Genomic DNA, 16,176 nt, shown 5'->3' with positions numbered 1-16,176 from the left:
TGATCACCGTCGGGTGCCGAGGGCGGTGTCGACTCGCGTGATGAACTGTCGTACGACGGGTCGGGTTCGGTGTGGCGCGAGCTGGGCTTGCAGGTCCCGCATGTAGCGGACGGCTCGCGATGAGCGAAGTTGCGCCGTGAGCGTCAGCGCTTCGGTGCCGATCACGCAGGCGCGTTCGGGCTCTCCTCTCCGCAGTTGCACGGAGGCGAGCAGGGCCAGGTTGAACGCTTTGCCGCGGACGTAACGCCCGTCCATGTTGAGTGACCGGCTGGCGAAGCGTTCAGCGGGCAACGCCTTGCCCAGCGCATGGAAACAGTGCGCGAACTTCGCGGAGAGATAAGCCTCGTCGAAGTAGGCCAGCCAATGCGGGTTGTCGCTGCGATCGGCTTGGTCGAGGGTTCGTTCGGCCTGGTGCAGGGCGGCCGCACAGGCTTTCTCATCGCGAGCTGTGGCGTGGGCGTGGGCTTCCATCACGTACGCCTCGGCGGTCAGGACGGCCAGCCCGACACGGCGGGCGGTCTGCCTCGCGGCGCGGGCGAGGTCGATGCCGACGGCGGCCTGGCCGAGGTAGGTGGCCTGGTGGCTCATCGCGGCCAGGATCTCCGCACCCAGGTCGGCATCGCCGGCAGCGCGGGCGAGGTCCAGGGCCAGCGTCAGGTAGCGCTGAGCGATGCCGTGCTCCGCCAGGTCGTACGCCTGCCATCCCGCGAGCTGGGTCAGCTCGGCAGTCGCGCTGAGCAGGCCGCGCCCTGTTGCCGTGTCGTACCGACCGTCGGCCAGCAGCGGAGCGACATCCTGGTGGAGGTAGCGTGCCACGGTGTCGCGGGCATGACCCCCGCCGTACTGGTTGTCGAGCCGACGGTAGGTCGTGGACACCTCGCGGATGGTGTCAATGTCGGGCTGGCCGACGGTGCGGTGACCGGCGGTGCTCACCGGCGGCCCGGAAGGTGCGGTAAACCAGCGCAGTGCAGGAAGGGTGTAACTCGACGAGGCGAAAGCCGTCTGTCGGATCATGTCTCTGCGGTTCACGTCGCCTTCCCAAAGCCGCACTGCGGCGCGCAGGTCGTCGCGCCAGCATCGGTCGACCGGGGTGTCACTCTGCCGGGGCTGTGCTGTGGCGGCCATGTCGTGGTGACATTGCCACCGCGTGGGTGCCAGGCCCAGCGCCATCCGCGACTCGTCGGGCATGTCGAGTCCCTTGGCTATCCGTTCCAGCACCTCAATGGAGGTGACCTTCCGGCCACCCACGACCCGACTGACATAGCCCTGTTCCAGGCCGACAGCAGCGCCGATCCGGGTCTGGCTCGCTCCGGTCAGCCGACTGAGCCTGCGAAACAAACCCCCGATGTCCCGTCTGCTCAGCGACTCACAGACGACTCTGTCGGACCACACGTCCGCAGGGATTCGAAGGGGATCGGTCAGCACGCCAGCTCCCAGCGTCGCCAAGTGACTACCGAAGGTGTCCTTCCGGGAGCCTAGGCGGGAATCGGGGGCGGGTCGAGAAGGGTCATGTCTCCTTGACATGACCCGCCGACATGGCCGCCGACCCGTGCTCAGCGGAACGGTGCTGGCATGGCGTTCAACTGTGGAATTCGAACCCGTCGCAAGCTGAACAGGCCGACCGGATGAGACGGAGATCATCCTCGACGCCGCGTCGGGTGTCGTACGCGGAGTACCTGGCCGCAGCTGCGATGACCTTGGCGCGACGACACCGGCCGGCATGGTCCTGGGGGCGGTGGCGATTTGTCTGCCGCTGCGGCGCTGAGTTGCCCTGCCGCATCCTGCATCGCATTCCGATTAGCGGCGCACATTGGCCGGGGGAGGAGCGGTGACGGATCAACAGCAGCGCATCCTCAGCGTGCATCTGCCTGGGCTCGATGGCATGTGCACCGGTTGCCGCGCGTGGTGGTCGCGGCTCACACCGTACCCGTGCTGGCAGGTGGAGTGGGCGACCAGCCGGCAGGCGCGGTCCCTGACGGCGGCGCTGCTCGGAGGCCGCGCATGACCATGCACGGTCCGGTGCTGCCGATCTGGAGCTGTGGCGGCTGCGACGCACCCTGGCCCTGCCGCACCCGGCAGCGGGAGCTGCGCGCGGAGTTCGACGATGCTCCGATCTCGCTGGCTCTCTACTTGGGTGCCCAGCTGGTGCGCGCCTCCGAAGACCTGACCTGGGTGCCGGCGGGAGTGCTGCACCGACGGTTCCTCGGCTGGCTGCGGTGAGCATCCTGCGGCCCGGCGACGAGAAGTTCCACTACAGCGACGGCTCCCACAAGTGGATCCCGCCGGATCCCGAGTACGACCAGGAGGTCTGGGACGAGCAGGTTCGCCAGCACAAGCAGGGCCACCTCAGGAACGAGCAGCCCAAAGTGCGCATCCAGCGCCTTGTCTGATACGGCCACCCGCCACGGGACTTCCTCGTAGCGAATCGACCGGCAGTCCGACGACCGGCTGCTCGTTTCCGCATCTTCCGGTGCGAACGCCTGAGACCGGCTAGGGGAACAGCACCACGGTCCGGGCCCCCTCGCCGCGGGCCATCCGCTCGAACGCCGTCGGCGCCTCGTCCAACCTGGCCCGGTCGGTGATCAGGGGAGCGAGGTCGAGCGTGCCGGCGAGCACCGCCCGGGCCAGCTCCGGCATGTCCCGGTCCGGGTCGGAGGAGCCGTACACCGAGGAGCGCAGGGTGCGTGCCGAGTGGAAGATGTCCAGGGCGCTGAGGCCGACGACGTCGTCCTTCGAGCCCATCCCCACCACGATCACCTGCCCGCCGCGGCGGGCGGCCCGCCAGGCGGCGCGGATGGTGGCGCTACGCCCGACGCACTCCAGCGCGTGGTCGACCCCGCGGCCCGCGGTCAGGCGCCGGACCGACCGGTTGAGCGAGTCGTCGGCGAGCAGGAAGTCGGTCGCGCCGGCGGCGCGGGCCAACTCCTCCTTCGCCGGTGACACGTCGACGGCGATCACCGGGTCGGCGCCGGCCGCCCGGGCGGCGGAGACCGCCGACAGGCCCACCCCGCCGAGGCCGATCACGGCCACCGAGTCGCCCGGGGCGACGGCGGCGGTGCGGCGTACCGCGCCGACCCCGGTGAGCACGGCGCAGCCCAGCAGTGCCGCCGCCTCGTACGGCAGCTCGGCCGGGACCGGGATGACCGCGCGCTCGGGCACCACCACCTGCTCGGCGAGGGCGCCCAGGCCGAGCGTGACGTGCAGCGGCTCGCCGCCGGCCGTACGCCCGCCGGGGCTGGCCGGTACGCCGGTGCGCTCGCACAGCCACGGCTCGCCGTGCCCGCAGTGCCAGCAGTCCCGGCACGGCGGCGCCCAGTTGAGCACCACGTGCGTCCCCGGGGTGACCCGGCCCACGGCGGCGCCCACCTCGGTCACCACCCCGGCCGCCTCGTGCCCGAGCACCAGCGGGTACGGCGGCGCGAGCGTGCCGTCGGCCATGGACAGGTCGGAGTGGCAGACCCCGGCGGCGCGGACGGCCACCCGTACGTCGCCGGGCCCGAGCGCCGGCGGCTCGATCTCCTCCACCCGGAGCGGCCCGCCGGCCGAGCGGACGACCAGCGCCCTCATCGCTGGATCGCCTTGGTCTGGAGGAACTCCTCCAGCCCGTACCGGCCCAGCTCCCGGCCGAGGCCGGACTGCTTGTAGCCGCCGAACGGGGCGAGCGGGTTGAACGGGGCGCCGTTGACGTCCACCGCGCCGGTACGCATCCGTCGCGCGACCCGCAGCGCCCGCTCCTCGTCGCCGGACCAGACCGCGCCGGCCAGCCCGTACCGCGAGTTGTTGGCGACCGCGACGGCGTGCTCGTCGTCGTCGACCGGGATGACCGCGAGCACCGGCCCGAAGACCTCCTCCTGGGCCAGGGCGCTGTCCGGGTCGACGTCGGCGATCACCGTCGGCGCGACGAAGTAGCCGCGGTCTGGCAGCGGCGCGTCCGGGCCGCCGGCGACGAGCCGCCCGCCGTCGGCCAGGGCGCGCGCGACGTGGTCGCGGACCCGGTCGCGCTGGGCGGCCGAGACGAGCGGGCCGAGCCGGGTGGCCGGGTCGAGGGGGTCGCCGGGCCGGTACCCGTCGGCGGCCTTCGCCGCGAGGGCCACGGCCTCGTCGTAGCGGGCGCGGTGCACCAGCATCCGGGTCCAGGCGGTGCAGGTCTGGCCGGAGTTGAGGAACGCGTTGCCGACGCCGACCTTCACGGCGGTGGCCAGGTCGGCGTCGTCGAGGATCACGTTGGCGGACTTGCCGCCCAGTTCCAGGGCGACCCGCGCGATCCGGTCGGCGGCCAGGTGGGCGATGCGCCGGCCGGTGGCGGTGGAGCCGGTGAAGGAGACCATGTCGACGTCCGGGTGGTCGGCGAGGGCCTCGCCGACCACCGGGCCGGTGCCGGGGACCAGGTTGACCACGCCGGGCGGGAAGCCGGCCTCGTCGATGGCGTCGAAGAGCAGGTACGCGGTCAGCGGCGTCAGCTCGCTGGGCTTGAGCACCACCGGGCAGCCGGCGGCGAGCGCGGGCGCGAGCTTGGCCACCACCTGGTGCAGCGGGTAGTTCCACGGGGTGATCGCGCCGACCACGCCGACCGGTTCCCGGACGACGAGGGAGTTGCCGACCTGCTCCGGTGCCGGCGGGTGCGCCGCCAGGTCGACGTAGCTGCGCAGCACGGTCAACGGCAGGCCGGCCTGGACCCGGGTGGCGACCTTGAGCGGCGTGCCCAGCTCCAGCGCGACGGTCCGGGCGATCTCGTCGGCCCGGGTGGTCAGCGCGGCGTGCAGCCGGTCGAGGGCGGCGGCGCGGTCGGCGGGGGCGGCGTCGGCCCAGCCACCGAACGCGGCGCGGGCGGCGGCGACGGCACGGTCCACGTCGTCGGCCGTGCCGGCCGGCACCGTCGCGAGCACGTCCTCGGTCGTCGGGTTCCGCACCTCCAGGGTCTGACCGGAGGAGCCGGGGACCCAGCGCCCGTCGAGGTAGATGTCGGACCGATCCATCGAGCGCCCCTCACGTCGCCAAAACTAGCGGTGCAAGTTTCGACCTTAGTACGCCTCGACGTCCGGCGGGAGGGGCGGCAACGGCCCCACGGTCGCCTCGTACGTGCGGGACAGGCCGTCGATCAGCGCGTCCAGACCGAGGGCGAACGCCCCCTCGTCCACCTGCTGCTGGTGCTCGGCGAGCCGGTGGGCCTGGCTGAGGTGCGGGTACTGGTCGGCGTAGAGCGACGGATCCCCGACGAAGCCGCGGGCGAACGACCCCAGCGCCGACCCGGCCACGAAGTAACGCATCAGCGCTCCGACGTGGGTCGCCCGGGCCGGCGGCCAGCCCGCCTCGACCAGACCTCCGTAGACGGCGTCGGCCATCGCGAGCGCCACCGGGCGCCGGCCCGGGCCCTGGGCCAGGTACGGCACGATGTGCGGGTGCGCCGCGAGCGCCGCCCGGTAGGAGGCCGCCCACCGGCGCAGCGCCACCCGCCAGTCGACCCGGCCGAAGAAGGACACGTCCACCTGGGACGTGATGCTGTCGGCGACCGCGTCGAGGATCTCGTCCTTCGTGGCGAAGTGGTTGTACAGCGACGGCCCGCGTACCCCCAGCTCGGCCGCGAGGCGTCGGGTGGAGAACCCGGCCAGCCCCTCGGCGTCGATCAGCGCGGCGGCGGCCTCGACGATCCGCTGCCGGTTCAGCAGCGCCTGTCGTGGCCGGGGCATGTCGTCCTCCTCTGGTCGGTCGTCCGTCGCATGGCCGGTCGTCCGTCGCGAACTCTGCCACAGCCGGGTCTGGACAGAATAAAACTTGCAGCGCTAGTTTACCCGCCATGGACCTCCAGCTCTCCGCCGAACAGGCGGCGGTCCGCCGGCTCGCCGCCGACTTCGTCGACCGCGAGGTGCTGCCGCACGCGGCGGAGTGGGACCGTCGCGAGTCGGTCGACCGGGGCATCGTCGGCAAGCTCGGCGAGGTCGGATTCCTGGGCCTGACCGTGCCGGTCGAGCACGGCGGCTCCGGCGGGGACCACCTCTCGTACTGTCTGGTCCTGGAGGAGCTGGGCCGGGGCGACTCGGCGGTGCGCGGGATCGTCTCGGTCTCCCTCGGGCTGGTCGCCAAGTCGATCGCCGCGCACGGCACCGCCGAGCAGCGGGAGCGCTGGCTGCCCGCCCTCTGCTCCGGCGCCGCCCTCGGCTGCTTCGCCCTCACCGAGCCGGACAGCGGCTCGGACGCCGCCGCGCTGGCGACCCGGGCGGTCCGGGACGGCGGCGACTGGCTGCTCACCGGCCGGAAGACCTTCATCACCAACGGCACCACCGCCGACGTCGCGCTCGTCTTCGCCCGCACCGGCGGCCCCGGGCACCGCGGCATCACCGCGTTCCTGGTGCCGACCGACACTCCCGGGTTCGTCCGGTGGGAGATCCACGGCAAGCTCGGCCTGCGCGCCCAGGCCACCGCGGAGCTCGTCCTCGACGAGGTCCGCGTCCCGGACGCCGCCCGGCTCGGCGACGAGGGCGGCGGTTTCCGCCTCGCGCTCGGCACCCTCGCGAAGGGCCGGATGTCCGTCGCCGCCGGCTGCGTCGGCATCGCCCAGGGGTGCCTGGACGCCGCCGTGGGCTACGCCGGCCAGCGCACCCAGTTCGGCAAGCCGATCGCCGGGCACCAGCTCGTCCAGCAGCTGCTCGCCGGCATCGCGGTCGACACCGCCGCCGCCCGCCTGCTGGTGTGGCGGGTGGCCGACCTCATCGACCGCGGCGAGCCGTTCGCCACCGAGGCGTCGATGGCGAAGCTCTTCGCCAGCGAGGCCGCGGTCCGCGCGGCCAACGACGCGATCCAGGTCTTCGGCGGGTACGGCTACATCGACGAGTACCCGGTCGGCAAGTATCTGCGCGACGCTCGCGTCGCCACCCTCTACGAGGGCACCAGCCAGATCCAGCAACTGCTCATCGGGCGGGCGCTCACCGGCGTCAACGCCTTCTAGACCACGAGCATCGGGAGGGGACATGGACTTCGCGCTCGCCGACGAGCAGCGGGCCATCCGGGACACGGCCCGCGACTTCATCCGCCGGGAGGTGCTGCCGCTGGAGCAGGAGCTGCTGCGCCGCGAGCGGGCCCACCTGCCCGGCCTGGAGCGCGACGAGCTGCGGGAGCTCCAGCTCAAGGCGCGGCGGTTCGGTTTCTGGGGGTTGGCCACCCCGCAGGAGTACGGCGGGATGGACCTGCCCGCGGTCACCCAGTCGCTGATCTGGACCGAGATCGGCCGGTCGTTCGTGCCGTTCCGCTTCGGCGGGGAGGCGGACAACATCCTCTTCCACGCCACCGAGGAGCAGAAGAAGGAGTTCCTTCTCCCGACGATCGAGGGGGAGCGGGTTTCCTGCTTCGCCATCACGGAGCCGGGCGCCGGGTCGGACGTGGCTAACATTCGCCTGTCCGCCCGCCGCGACGGCGACGACTGGATCCTCGACGGGGAGAAGACCTTCATCACCAACGGCAACGACGCGGACTTCGCGATCGTGGTGGCGGTGACCGATCGCGACAAGGGGGCCCGCGACGGCGGCGCCACCGCGTTCCTGGTGGACCGGGCGATGGGTTGGCGCTCGGAGTTCATCCCGACGATGGGTGAGGGCGGGCCGGCGTCGCTGATCTTCGACGGCGTACGGGTGCCGCACCGCAACATCCTCGGCGAGGTCGGTCAGGGCTTCGCGCTCGGCATGGAGTGGATCGGCAAGGGCCGCTACACCATCCCGTCGCACGCCATCGGCATCGCCGAACGGGCCCTGCAGATGGCGATCGAGTACGCCAACACGCGGGAGACCTTCGGCGCGAAGATCGGCACCAACCAGGCGATCCAGTGGATGATCGCCGACTCCGAGACCGAGCTGGAGGCCGCCCGGTGGCTGGTGCTGCGGGCGGCGTGGACGGTCGACGCCGGTCTCGACCCCCGGCACGCCTCGTCGATGGCGAAGCTCTACGGCGCGGGCATGGTGAACCGGGTCGTGGACCGGGTGCTGCAGATCCACGGCGGCATGGGCTACACCCGGGAGCTGCCGATCGAACGCTGGTACCGGCAGGTGCGCCTCTACCGCATCTTCGAGGGCACCGACGAGATGCAGCGGCTGATCATCGCGCGCGACCTGCTGCGCGGCTATACGAAGGTGGGTGCACACCTGGCATGAGGACCTTCGCCAGCATCGACGAGCTGTCCGCCGCCGCCGGCGAGATCCTCGGCCCCGGCCCGTGGTACCCGGTCGACCAGCGGCGGGTCGACCTCTTCGCCGACGCCACCGACGACCACCAGTGGATCCACCTGGACCCGGAGCGCGCCGCCGCCGGGCCGTTCGGCGGCACCATCGCGCACGGCTACCTCACCCTGTCCCTGCTGCCGGCGCTGGTGTCGCGCCTGTACCGGGTCGAGGGCGTGCGGATGGGGGTGAACTACGGCCTCAACCGGGTGCGGTTCCCCGCGCCGCTGCGGGTCGGCGCCTCGGTGCGCGCCACCGCCGTCCTCGACGGCGTGACCCCGGTGGGCGAGGGCGCGGTCCAGCTGGTCGCCACGGTCACCGTCGACAGCGACGCCGGCGGCAGGCCGGTTTGCGTCGCGGAGACGGTGAGTCGCCTGTACGCGTGAGCGGACCGGCCCCTCCCGTCCTGTGAGGGGCCGGCCCGTCGCCGCTCAGCAGCGGGGCACGTTCGGGATGTACCCGTCGTAGCCGGTGTAGACGTAGGCGTCGGCGATGAAGCGGCCGGCGCCGATCCGGTCCCAGATCGAGCTGGTGCCGTACGTGCCGGTGACCGTGGTGCCGCTGGTCTGGCACTGGATGGTGACGGTGGCGCCGTCGGCGACCGTGCCCACGGCGCTGTAGCCGGTGCCGGGGCCGGAGCGGACGGTCAGCGCCACGCCGGAGGTGGTGTTCACGGTGCCGGTCGCGGTGCCGCCGCCGCAGCCGTTGTCGCTGCTGTACGTCTTGGTACCCCAGTACAGGGCCAGCGCCCCGTTGAACCGGACCTGGATGTCGTTGCCGTTGAGCCGCTGCTCGTAGTGCAGGTGCGGACCGGTGGAGCCGCCGGTGCTGCCGACCCAGCCGATGACCTTGCCGTAGCCGACGGACTGTCCGACGGCGACGTTGAAGCCGTTGAGGTGCGCGTAGTAGGTCGTGTAGCCGTTGCCGTGGTTGATCCGGACGTACTTGCCGTAGCTGGTGCCGCCGAGGTCGGTCACCCGGTCGACTGTGCCCGGCGCGCTGGCCACCACCGGGTCGCCGAGGTCGTCGGTGCGGTTGAAGTCGATCGCGTACGCCGGGCTGTGGTTGCTGCGGGTCTGCCCGGACCAGGACTGGCCGCACGGGAAGGGAACCTTGAACGTCGGCGCGGCCGCCGCCGGGGCGGCCGGCAGCAGCACGCCGAGCGTGAGCAGGGCGGTCGCGAGCAGGCCGATCCACCGTCTACTCATCCAGCACCTCCTATGTCGAAAACCTTCGATCGGTGAAGGTAAGAGTGACGGATTTCGCCACGGAAGGGAAGGGCGCGGTCCCGGTCCCACCTCCGGCGCGGAAGCGGCCGGGGACGGTGTCGTCCGGGCCGCCGGTGCTTCCCTGTACCGGATCGACGCCGTAACCTTTCATGGAAGCGCTCCCATCGATGCGGGTCGTCGTGCCGGGACGGTCGACCCGACCTTCCATCCCACCATCCGAAGGACAGCACATGCCTCTACGCGCACGTACGCGCACCGCCCTGGTGGCGGCCTGCGCCGTCGCCGGTCTGGCCGCCCCCGCGGTGGCGGTGGCGGCCGCGCCCGAAGCACCCGCCCCGGCCGTCGCAGCCGCGCCCGCCGCCGACTGGCTGCACACCGACGGCAACAAGATCGTCGACGAGGCCGGCAACCAGGTCTGGTTGACCGGCGTCAACTGGTTCGGCTTCAACGCCTCGGAACGGGTGTTCCACGGCCTCTGGTCGGCCAACATCGAGACGATCACCCGGCAGATGGCCGAACGCGGGATCAACATCGTCCGGGTGCCGATCTCCACCCAGCTGCTGCTCGAGTGGAAGGCCGGCCAGACGGTCGTGCCGAACGTCAACACCTACGTCAACCCCGAGCTGACCGGTATGAACAACCTCCAGGTCTTCGACCACTGGTTGCAGCTCTGCGAGAAGTACGGCCTGAAGGTCATGCTCGACGTGCACAGCGCCGAGGCCGACAACTCCGGCCACATCCACCCCGTCTGGTGGAAGGGCACGATCACGCCGGAGCTGTTCCACCAGGGCTGGGAGTGGGTCACCACCCGCTACCGCACCAACGACACGATCGTCGCGATGGACGTCAAGAACGAGCCGCACGGCACGCCGAACCAGCCGCCGCGCGCCAAGTGGGACGCCAGCACCGACCAGGACAACTTCAAGTACGCCTGCGAGACCGCCGGCCGGCGGATGCTGGCCATCAACCCCAACCTGCTGATCCTGTGCGAGGGGATCGAGGTCTACCCGCGCCCCGGCGAGACGTGGAACTCGCCGAACACCGACCCGGATCTCAGCCCCAACTACTTCTACAACTGGTGGGGCGGCAACCTGCGCGGCGTCGCCGACCACCCGGTCAACCTCGGCGCCCACCAGGACCAGCTGGTCTACTCGCCGCACGACTACGGGCCCCTGGTCTTCGAACAGCCCTGGTTCCAGAAGGACTTCTCCAAGGAATCGCTGATCAACGACGTGTGGCGGCCGAACTGGCTCTACATCCACGAGAACGGCACCGCGCCGCTGCTGGTCGGTGAGTGGGGTGGGCGGCTCGGCCAGGACGCCCGGCAGGACAAGTGGCTGGGCGCGCTGCGCGACATGATGAAGGAGTACGGCATCCACCACACCTTCTGGTGTCTGAACCCGAACTCCGGCGACACCGGCGGCCTGCTGCGCGACGACTGGACCAGCTGGGACGAGACGAAGTACAACCAGATCCTCAAGCCGGTGCTCTGGCAGCACAACGGGAAGTTCGTCGGCCTCGACCACCAGGTCCGCCTCGGCGGCGCCAGCTCCACCACCGGCATCAGCCTCGCCGAGCGCTACGCGGGCGGCACCGGCGGCGACACCGTCGCGCCGACCGCCCCGGGCCAGCCCGCCGCCAGCGACGTGACCGCCACGGCGGCCACGCTGACCTGGGCCGCCGCCACCGACAACGTGGGAGTCACCGGCTACGAGGTGCTGCGCTCGACCGGTAGCGGCCCGGCGACGGTCGTCGCCACCGTCGCCGGCACCACGTACCGGGCGACGAACCTGTCCGCCGAGACGACGTACACCTTCACCGTCCGGGCCCGGGACGCCGCCGGCAACGTGTCACCGCCCTCGCCCGGCCGGACCGTCACCACCCCGCCGGGCGACGGCGGGAGCGCCGGCTGCACGGCGACATGGTCGGTGACCAACTCCTGGCAGGGCGGCTACCAGGGGCAGGTCACGGTGAAGAACACCGGCACCGGCCCGACCGCCGGCTGGCGGGTCACCTGGACCAACCCGAGCGGCGCGGCCGTCGCCTCGCTGTGGAACGGCCGGCTGACCACCTCCGGCGGTCGCAACACGGTGACCAACGAGCCGTACAACGGGGCCCTCGCCGCCGGCGCGAGCACCACGTTCGGGTTCACCGCCACCGGTCCGAGCACCGCACCGGCCGACCTGGCCTGTACGGCGTCCTGACCCGGGCCGACCAGACGGGGCTGCCCGGCGACACCTGTCGCCGGGCAGCCCCTCCGCCCCGGTCCGGTCCGCCCCCGGCCCGGCCGGGTCGGCCGCGCTCCGGTGCCGCGTCAGCGATGGTGGCGGCCGCGCTGCGCCACGCGCAACGAGTTGCACACGTCCGCGACGCCCGGTACGTCCCACGCGAGTTCGCCCGCGACCTGGCGGGCGTCGGCGTCGGTGACCGTGCCGGCCAGGATGACGACCCGGTTCTGCACGCTCACCGTGATCTGCTGCCGGCGCGTCGTCCAGTCGGTGCTGAGCCGCTGGGCGGCCAGCGCCGCCAGCCGGGTGTCCTGGTCGTCGGCCTGGGGTGGGTCCCAGGCCGGGTGGAACGGGTCGTTCTCGGGCAGGGGCCAGGGCATGACCATAGGGGTGACCTCATCTCCGGAGGGGGACTGCGGAATGCGCGTGGCCGCCGGGTGGCCCGTCCCTCACACGAGCACCTCGGGCTGGTCCGACGAGCCGGGTCGGGCGGTGACGACGGGGAACGCGGCGTCCAGCCGCATCGTGTGCAGCACGGTCAGCACGAACCGGGAGGGCGCGTACAGGCACAGCTCCGCGCCGCGCTGGCGCGCCTCCTGACGGGCGCGGACCAGGAGCCCGAGACCGACGGAGTCGATCTGCCCGACGGCGGAAAGGTCGACGACGACCCGCCCGTCCCGCTCCGTGGCCGCCGCCAGAGCGGTGCGCAACGGGTCCAGGTCGGGCTCGTCACCCCGCAGGCCGGGCTCGGCGACGTCGTCGAGGTCGTCGACACCGAGCGGGCTCGACCCGGCTGGCCGGCCGGAGGCCGGGAGGGGCGTGCACCGGGGGCACCGGTGCGGGCCGGTGGCGAACGGCGAGCCGCTCCACCCTTGCTCGGACACGAGTGTCCAGACCACCTCGGCGTCGGGCAGCACGACCGCTGTGCTGACGGCCGTCTCGCCGCAACCGTCGCAGATCAGGGTCATCACGTTGTCGTCCGGCACCACGGTCATCGGGGGTTCCCTTCCTGGTCCGCCGGCACGGAGGTGGGGTCGGCGGCCGACCGCCACCGGGTGACGTCGCGTCCCGTCGGGTGCGGGGCACGGGCCGCCGTGGCCACGGCGAGCACGACGGCGACGCCCGCGGAGCCGGCCTGCACCACTAGCCGCAGCACGCTGGGCGCGGCGACGTCGACGCCGGCCACCCGGGCGACGATGGTGCCGAGCAGGGCGGCGCCGAGGCCGACGGCCACGGTCAGCCACACCGGAGCGGCGGCCCGCCCGGGCAGGAGGAGCCGCCCGAGCACGCCGACCGCGACGCCGACGGCGAGGGCGTGGACGAGTGCGTTGCCGGTCACCGCTGCCTCCTTTCAGCTCATCGGCGGTGCGACGACGCGCGCGCGACCGTGTACGGCGGAGACGACGGCGGACGCGGGGCGGCGGGGAGCGGCCGCCGCTGTCGTCCCCGCCGCATCGGTGGTGACGATCGGCAGTACGCCGTCCATCCGCGCGGTCCGCAGGATGCTCCTGATCCGGGGATTCGGGTCCCGAATCGTGAGCACCGCGCGGCGTCGCGTGAGGCGCCGGTGCACGTCGAGTAGCAGGCCGATGGCGGCGGCGTCGATGTGCCGGCACGCGGACAGGTCGACGACCACCTCGCCCGGGTGCAGCGACAGGATGCGGTCGAACACGACGGCGACCTCCGGCAGGCCGGCCAGATGCAGGTCGTCGGTGATGCCAATCTCCACCCGCTGAACCGGGCACTCGGGCGGCGACCCGGTCATTCCTGCCTCCCTATCGACACGGTCGTCCCAGCACCCCTCTCACCTTCCAAGTGGGTCTTGTAGCGGCCGGTGCGGTTGTATGACAGTCGGGTGACAAATCTGTCGGCGACACCCCGGAACTGGGCGTCGGCTGCCCCGCCAGGGATGATGCCGGTATGACGGCCGTACTGGTGATCGAGGACGACGACCGAATCCGGCTGGCACTGTTGCTCGCTCTCGAGGAGGAGGGGTACACCGCGCGCGGCGCGGGGACCGCGGAGGAAGGGCTGCGGATGCAGCGGTCGGATCCGGCCGACTACGTGTTGTTTGACCTGATGTTGCCGGGTATCGACGGGTTCGAAGGTATCCGGCAGTTGCGCCGCGACGACGACGTCCCGATCGTGGTGGTCAGCGCCCGCGACGACACCCACGACATCGTCGCCGCGCTGGAGGCCGGGGCCGACGACTACGTGGTCAAGCCGGTCGCGATAAAGGAGCTGTCGGCGCGGCTGCGGGCGCTGCGCCGCCGGGCCCGCAGCATCGCCACCCCGGTGCCGGTGCAGGTCATCGGCGACCTGGAGATCAGCCCGGACGCGGGGGAGGTGCGCCGGGCCGGGCAGCCGGTGGCGCTGACCCGGACCGAGTTCCGGCTGCTCTGCGAGCTGGCCGAGCACACCGGTCGGGTGCTGTCCCGGCAGCAGCTGCTCCAGCGGGTCTGGGGGTACGACAGCGGCGACGAGCGTCTGGTCGACGTCCACGTCGGCCGGCTGCGCCAGAAGATCGAGGCGGAACCGGGCAACCCGCGGCACCTCGTCACGCTGCGCGGCCTCGGCTACAAACTCCAGCGATGAGACGCCTCGGGCTCCGGGCGCGGGTGATCACCGGGTTCGCCGTCGGTGCGGCGCTGCTGGCGTCCTCGATGGCGCTGATCTCGTACGACCTGACCCGGCGGAGCCTGCTCGACGAGCGGGAACGCACCGCGGTGCGGGCGGCGTACTTCGACGCGGCGGTGGTCAGCACCGGGCTGGACACCGACCAGCCCGACATCCGGGAGGTGTTGCGGTCGCTGGACACCGGCAGCGCCCGACGGCCACTGCTCTACCTCGACGGCCACTGGTACGCGCGTACCGCCGAGCCGCCGTCGACCCGCGTGCCGCAGGCGCTGCAGCAGCGCGTCCGCGCCGGCCAGCCGGCGGTGCAGCGGGTCCGGCTGGCCGGGCAGCCAATCCTGCTGGTCGGGGTGCCATTGCCGGACGGCGCCGGCTACTACGAGCTGACCTCGCTGCGCGAGCTGGAGGAGACCTTCCAGGTCCTCGCGCTGGCGCTGACCGCGGTGGCCATCATGGTGGCCGGCTCCGGAGCGGCCTTCGGCTGGTACGCCACCCGGCACAGCCTGCGCCCGCTGACCGCCGTCGCGGACGCCGCCGAGCGGATCGCGGCCGGCGACTTCACCACCCGTCTGACCCCGGCCACGGACCCCGACCTGACCCGGCTGTCGACCTCCTTCAACGACATGGTCGACCAGCTGGCCCGGCGCATCGAGCGGGACCACCGCTTCGCCGCCGACGTGAGCCACGAGCTGCGCTCGCCGCTGCAGACCCTCTCCGCCGCGGCGAGCGTCCTCGCCCGCCGCCGCGAGCACCACGACGAGCGGACGGCCACCGCGGCCGGACTGGTGGTCGACGAGGTGGACCGCTTCCAGCAACTGGTCAACGACCTGATAGAGCTGTCGCGTACCGACCAGCCGGCCCAGCGGGAGTCCGTGGACCTGGCGGCGCTGGCCCGCGAGGTGTGCCGTGCCCACGGGCTGCCGGAGGACCTGGTCCGGGTCGAGCCCGGCACGCCCGCCGAGTGGCGGGTCGACCGGCGGCGCGTCGAACAGGTGCTGGTCAACCTGCTCGAGAACGCCGTCCGGTACGGCGGCGGACCGGTCGCGGTGCGGTTGTCGGCCACCGGCACCACCGGTGTCGTCGAGGTGGACGACGCCGGCCCCGGCGTACCGGCGGAGGACCGCGAGATCATCTTCGACCGGTTCGTCCGCGGTCGCGCGGCCCACGCCCGCGCGGGCACGGACGGCACCGGCCTCGGTCTGGCCCTGGTCGCGCAGCACGCCGCCGCCCACGGCGGGCGCGCGTGGGCCGACGAGCGGCCCGGCGGCGGCGCCCGCTTCCGGGTGGAACTGCCCGGGAGCGTCCGGTGAACGCCCGGGCGGTCGCGGCCGTGCTGCTCGCCGCGCTGCTGGCCGGTTGCGGCGTCCCGACCGACGATCGGCCCCGGGCGGTGGAGGTGCCGCCCGGCCCGTTCCCCACGCCGGGCACCGCCACCTCCGCTCCGGCCGGGCGGTTCGACGAGGTTCTCTGCTTCGTCCGGGACGAGCGCCTCGTGCCGGTCGCCCGCCGCCTCGACACGTCACCGACGGTCGACCAGCACCTCGAGCACCTGCTCGCCGGCCCGAGCCAGACCGAGCGCGACAACCGCCTGACCAGTGCCCTGCCGGGCGCGGTCACCGTCGCGGGCGTGCGCCTCACCGGCACGCGGGCCGAGGTCGACGTCCCCGAGGCCGGGCACGAAACCGGCCGCAGCGACGAGGTCCTCGCCTTCGGCCAGATTGTCTGCACGCTCACCGCCCGCACCGAGGTCGACTCGGTGTCGTTCCTGCGCGACGGCCAGCCGCTCGAGGTGCCGCGCGCCGACGGTTCGCTGTCCCAGGTGCCGCTGACCGCCGCCGACTACACCGACCTGACCCGTCCCGGCTGACCCGCCCCACCCTG

General features: G+C 72.6%; 18 protein-coding genes. 9 read left to right on the top strand and 9 right to left on the bottom strand.

The genetic code is table 11. The features are described 5' to 3' along the window. Positions 1 to 3 precede the first annotated feature (3 nt). Positions 4 to 1,425 (bottom strand): helix-turn-helix domain-containing protein, encoded by a 1,422-nt coding sequence (locus EV376_RS21140; RefSeq protein WP_130325825.1) that lies wholly within the window; start codon positions 1,423 to 1,425, stop codon positions 4 to 6. Between the two features lie 576 nt (positions 1,426 to 2,001). Here EV376_RS21140 and EV376_RS21130 point away from each other — a divergent pair. Both EV376_RS21130 and EV376_RS30300 read left to right on the top strand, forming a co-directional pair. After that, positions 2,002 to 2,220 (top strand): hypothetical protein, encoded by a 219-nt coding sequence (locus tag EV376_RS21130; protein WP_130325823.1) that lies wholly within the window; start codon positions 2,002 to 2,004, stop codon positions 2,218 to 2,220. Next, complete coding sequence (locus EV376_RS30300; protein ID WP_165438045.1) at positions 2,217 to 2,390, top strand: hypothetical protein; 174 nt, start codon at positions 2,217 to 2,219, stop codon at positions 2,388 to 2,390. The genes EV376_RS21130 and EV376_RS30300 overlap by 4 nt, the downstream gene beginning before the upstream one ends. A gap of 100 nt (positions 2,391 to 2,490) precedes the next feature. On the opposite strand, the gene EV376_RS21125 is transcribed toward EV376_RS30300, so the two are convergent. Genes EV376_RS21125 through EV376_RS21115 form a run of 3 tightly spaced genes read right to left on the bottom strand, consistent with a single transcriptional unit; the run spans position 2,491 to position 5,687 of the window. Further along, positions 2,491 to 3,567 carry an alcohol dehydrogenase catalytic domain-containing protein gene (locus tag EV376_RS21125; protein ID WP_130325821.1) on the bottom strand — a complete coding sequence of 359 codons (1,077 nt, stop codon included), beginning with the start codon at positions 3,565 to 3,567 and terminating at the stop codon, positions 2,491 to 2,493. Next, positions 3,564 to 4,976, bottom strand: a complete 1,413-nt coding sequence (locus EV376_RS21120; protein ID WP_130325819.1) for an aldehyde dehydrogenase family protein — start codon at positions 4,974 to 4,976, stop codon at positions 3,564 to 3,566. Before EV376_RS21120 ends, EV376_RS21125 begins: the two co-directional genes overlap by 4 nt. 45 nt (positions 4,977 to 5,021) lie before the next feature. Next, positions 5,022 to 5,687 carry a TetR/AcrR family transcriptional regulator gene (locus EV376_RS21115; RefSeq protein WP_130325817.1) on the bottom strand — a complete coding sequence of 222 codons (666 nt, stop codon included), beginning with the start codon at positions 5,685 to 5,687 and terminating at the stop codon, positions 5,022 to 5,024. Positions 5,688 to 5,794: 107 nt separating this feature from the next. On the opposite strand from EV376_RS21115, the gene EV376_RS21110 reads away from it, so the two are divergent. The 3 genes from EV376_RS21110 to EV376_RS21100 are packed head-to-tail and all read left to right on the top strand — an operon-like array spanning position 5,795 to position 8,590. After that, the gene (locus EV376_RS21110) at positions 5,795 to 6,943 is read left to right on the top strand and encodes an acyl-CoA dehydrogenase family protein (RefSeq protein WP_130325815.1); all 1,149 of its coding nucleotides are present in this window, start codon (positions 5,795 to 5,797) and stop codon (positions 6,941 to 6,943) included. A gap of 22 nt (positions 6,944 to 6,965) precedes the next feature. Beyond that, positions 6,966 to 8,138 (top strand): acyl-CoA dehydrogenase family protein, encoded by a 1,173-nt coding sequence (locus EV376_RS21105; RefSeq protein WP_130325813.1) that lies wholly within the window; start codon positions 6,966 to 6,968, stop codon positions 8,136 to 8,138. Then, the gene (locus EV376_RS21100; RefSeq protein ID WP_130325811.1) at positions 8,135 to 8,590 is read left to right on the top strand and encodes a MaoC family dehydratase; all 456 of its coding nucleotides are present in this window, start codon (positions 8,135 to 8,137) and stop codon (positions 8,588 to 8,590) included. The genes EV376_RS21105 and EV376_RS21100 overlap by 4 nt, the downstream gene beginning before the upstream one ends. Before the next feature lie 45 nt (positions 8,591 to 8,635). Here the strand turns inward: EV376_RS21100 and EV376_RS21095 are convergent, their stop codons facing one another. Continuing rightward, the gene (locus tag EV376_RS21095) at positions 8,636 to 9,412 is read right to left on the bottom strand and encodes a peptidoglycan DD-metalloendopeptidase family protein (RefSeq protein ID WP_130325810.1); all 777 of its coding nucleotides are present in this window, start codon (positions 9,410 to 9,412) and stop codon (positions 8,636 to 8,638) included. A 251-nt stretch (positions 9,413 to 9,663) separates the two neighbouring features. Between EV376_RS21095 and EV376_RS21090 the strand changes: the two genes are divergently transcribed. Continuing rightward, positions 9,664 to 11,637, top strand: a complete 1,974-nt coding sequence (locus EV376_RS21090; protein WP_130325809.1) for a cellulase family glycosylhydrolase — start codon at positions 9,664 to 9,666, stop codon at positions 11,635 to 11,637. A 110-nt stretch (positions 11,638 to 11,747) separates the two neighbouring features. Here the strand turns inward: EV376_RS21090 and EV376_RS21085 are convergent, their stop codons facing one another. The 4 genes from EV376_RS21085 to EV376_RS21070 form a co-directional block, all read right to left on the bottom strand. Then, positions 11,748 to 12,047, bottom strand: coding sequence for a BON domain-containing protein (locus EV376_RS21085; RefSeq protein WP_130325808.1), 300 nt, complete (start codon positions 12,045 to 12,047; stop codon positions 11,748 to 11,750). A 63-nt stretch (positions 12,048 to 12,110) separates the two neighbouring features. After that, positions 12,111 to 12,656, bottom strand: a complete 546-nt coding sequence (locus EV376_RS21080) for an STAS domain-containing protein (RefSeq protein WP_130325807.1) — start codon at positions 12,654 to 12,656, stop codon at positions 12,111 to 12,113. Next, positions 12,653 to 13,000, bottom strand: a complete 348-nt coding sequence (locus EV376_RS21075) for an MICOS complex subunit MIC10 family protein (protein WP_130325806.1) — start codon at positions 12,998 to 13,000, stop codon at positions 12,653 to 12,655. Before EV376_RS21075 ends, EV376_RS21080 begins: the two co-directional genes overlap by 4 nt. 12 nt (positions 13,001 to 13,012) lie before the next feature. After that, the gene (locus tag EV376_RS21070) at positions 13,013 to 13,426 is read right to left on the bottom strand and encodes an STAS domain-containing protein (RefSeq protein WP_130325805.1); all 414 of its coding nucleotides are present in this window, start codon (positions 13,424 to 13,426) and stop codon (positions 13,013 to 13,015) included. Positions 13,427 to 13,581: 155 nt separating this feature from the next. On the opposite strand from EV376_RS21070, the gene EV376_RS21065 reads away from it, so the two are divergent. Genes EV376_RS21065 through EV376_RS21055 form a run of 3 tightly spaced genes read left to right on the top strand, consistent with a single transcriptional unit; the run spans position 13,582 to position 16,162 of the window. Next, a complete protein-coding gene (locus EV376_RS21065; protein WP_130325804.1) occupies positions 13,582 to 14,256 on the top strand; it encodes a response regulator transcription factor in 675 nt (224 codons plus the stop codon). Continuing rightward, a complete protein-coding gene (locus tag EV376_RS21060) occupies positions 14,253 to 15,605 on the top strand; it encodes a sensor histidine kinase (protein ID WP_130325802.1) in 1,353 nt (450 codons plus the stop codon). Before EV376_RS21065 ends, EV376_RS21060 begins: the two co-directional genes overlap by 4 nt. Continuing rightward, positions 15,602 to 16,162 (top strand): GerMN domain-containing protein, encoded by a 561-nt coding sequence (locus EV376_RS21055; protein ID WP_130325800.1) that lies wholly within the window; start codon positions 15,602 to 15,604, stop codon positions 16,160 to 16,162. The genes EV376_RS21060 and EV376_RS21055 overlap by 4 nt, the downstream gene beginning before the upstream one ends. The last annotated feature ends 14 nt before the right edge of the window (positions 16,163 to 16,176 follow it).

Source organism: Micromonospora sp. CNZ295, assembly GCF_004217535.1.
The sequence above is the reverse complement of the archived record's forward strand: the minus strand, read 5'-3'. Positions and strand labels throughout refer to the sequence as shown.

What these genes read in the sequence shown, in the direction of transcription:
- EV376_RS21130 (WP_130325823.1), top strand. Translation starts at nt 2,002, where the DNA reads ATGACCATGCACGGTCCGGTGCTGCCGATCTGGAGCTGTGGCGGCTGC.
- EV376_RS21125 (WP_130325821.1), bottom strand. Translation starts at nt 3,567, where the DNA reads ATGAGGGCGCTGGTCGTCCGCTCGGCCGGCGGGCCGCTCCGGGTGGAG.
- EV376_RS21120 (WP_130325819.1), bottom strand. Translation starts at nt 4,976, where the DNA reads ATGGATCGGTCCGACATCTACCTCGACGGGCGCTGGGTCCCCGGCTCC.
- EV376_RS21115 (WP_130325817.1), bottom strand. Translation starts at nt 5,687, where the DNA reads ATGCCCCGGCCACGACAGGCGCTGCTGAACCGGCAGCGGATCGTCGAG.
- EV376_RS21110 (WP_130325815.1), top strand. Translation starts at nt 5,795, where the DNA reads ATGGACCTCCAGCTCTCCGCCGAACAGGCGGCGGTCCGCCGGCTCGCC.
- EV376_RS21105 (WP_130325813.1), top strand. Translation starts at nt 6,966, where the DNA reads ATGGACTTCGCGCTCGCCGACGAGCAGCGGGCCATCCGGGACACGGCC.
- EV376_RS21100 (WP_130325811.1), top strand. Translation starts at nt 8,135, where the DNA reads ATGAGGACCTTCGCCAGCATCGACGAGCTGTCCGCCGCCGCCGGCGAG.
- EV376_RS21095 (WP_130325810.1), bottom strand. Translation starts at nt 9,412, where the DNA reads ATGAGTAGACGGTGGATCGGCCTGCTCGCGACCGCCCTGCTCACGCTC.
- EV376_RS21090 (WP_130325809.1), top strand. Translation starts at nt 9,664, where the DNA reads ATGCCTCTACGCGCACGTACGCGCACCGCCCTGGTGGCGGCCTGCGCC.
- EV376_RS21085 (WP_130325808.1), bottom strand. Translation starts at nt 12,047, where the DNA reads ATGGTCATGCCCTGGCCCCTGCCCGAGAACGACCCGTTCCACCCGGCC.
- EV376_RS21080 (WP_130325807.1), bottom strand. Translation starts at nt 12,656, where the DNA reads ATGACCGTGGTGCCGGACGACAACGTGATGACCCTGATCTGCGACGGT.
- EV376_RS21070 (WP_130325805.1), bottom strand. Translation starts at nt 13,426, where the DNA reads ATGACCGGGTCGCCGCCCGAGTGCCCGGTTCAGCGGGTGGAGATTGGC.
- EV376_RS21065 (WP_130325804.1), top strand. Translation starts at nt 13,582, where the DNA reads ATGACGGCCGTACTGGTGATCGAGGACGACGACCGAATCCGGCTGGCA.
- EV376_RS21060 (WP_130325802.1), top strand. Translation starts at nt 14,253, where the DNA reads ATGAGACGCCTCGGGCTCCGGGCGCGGGTGATCACCGGGTTCGCCGTC.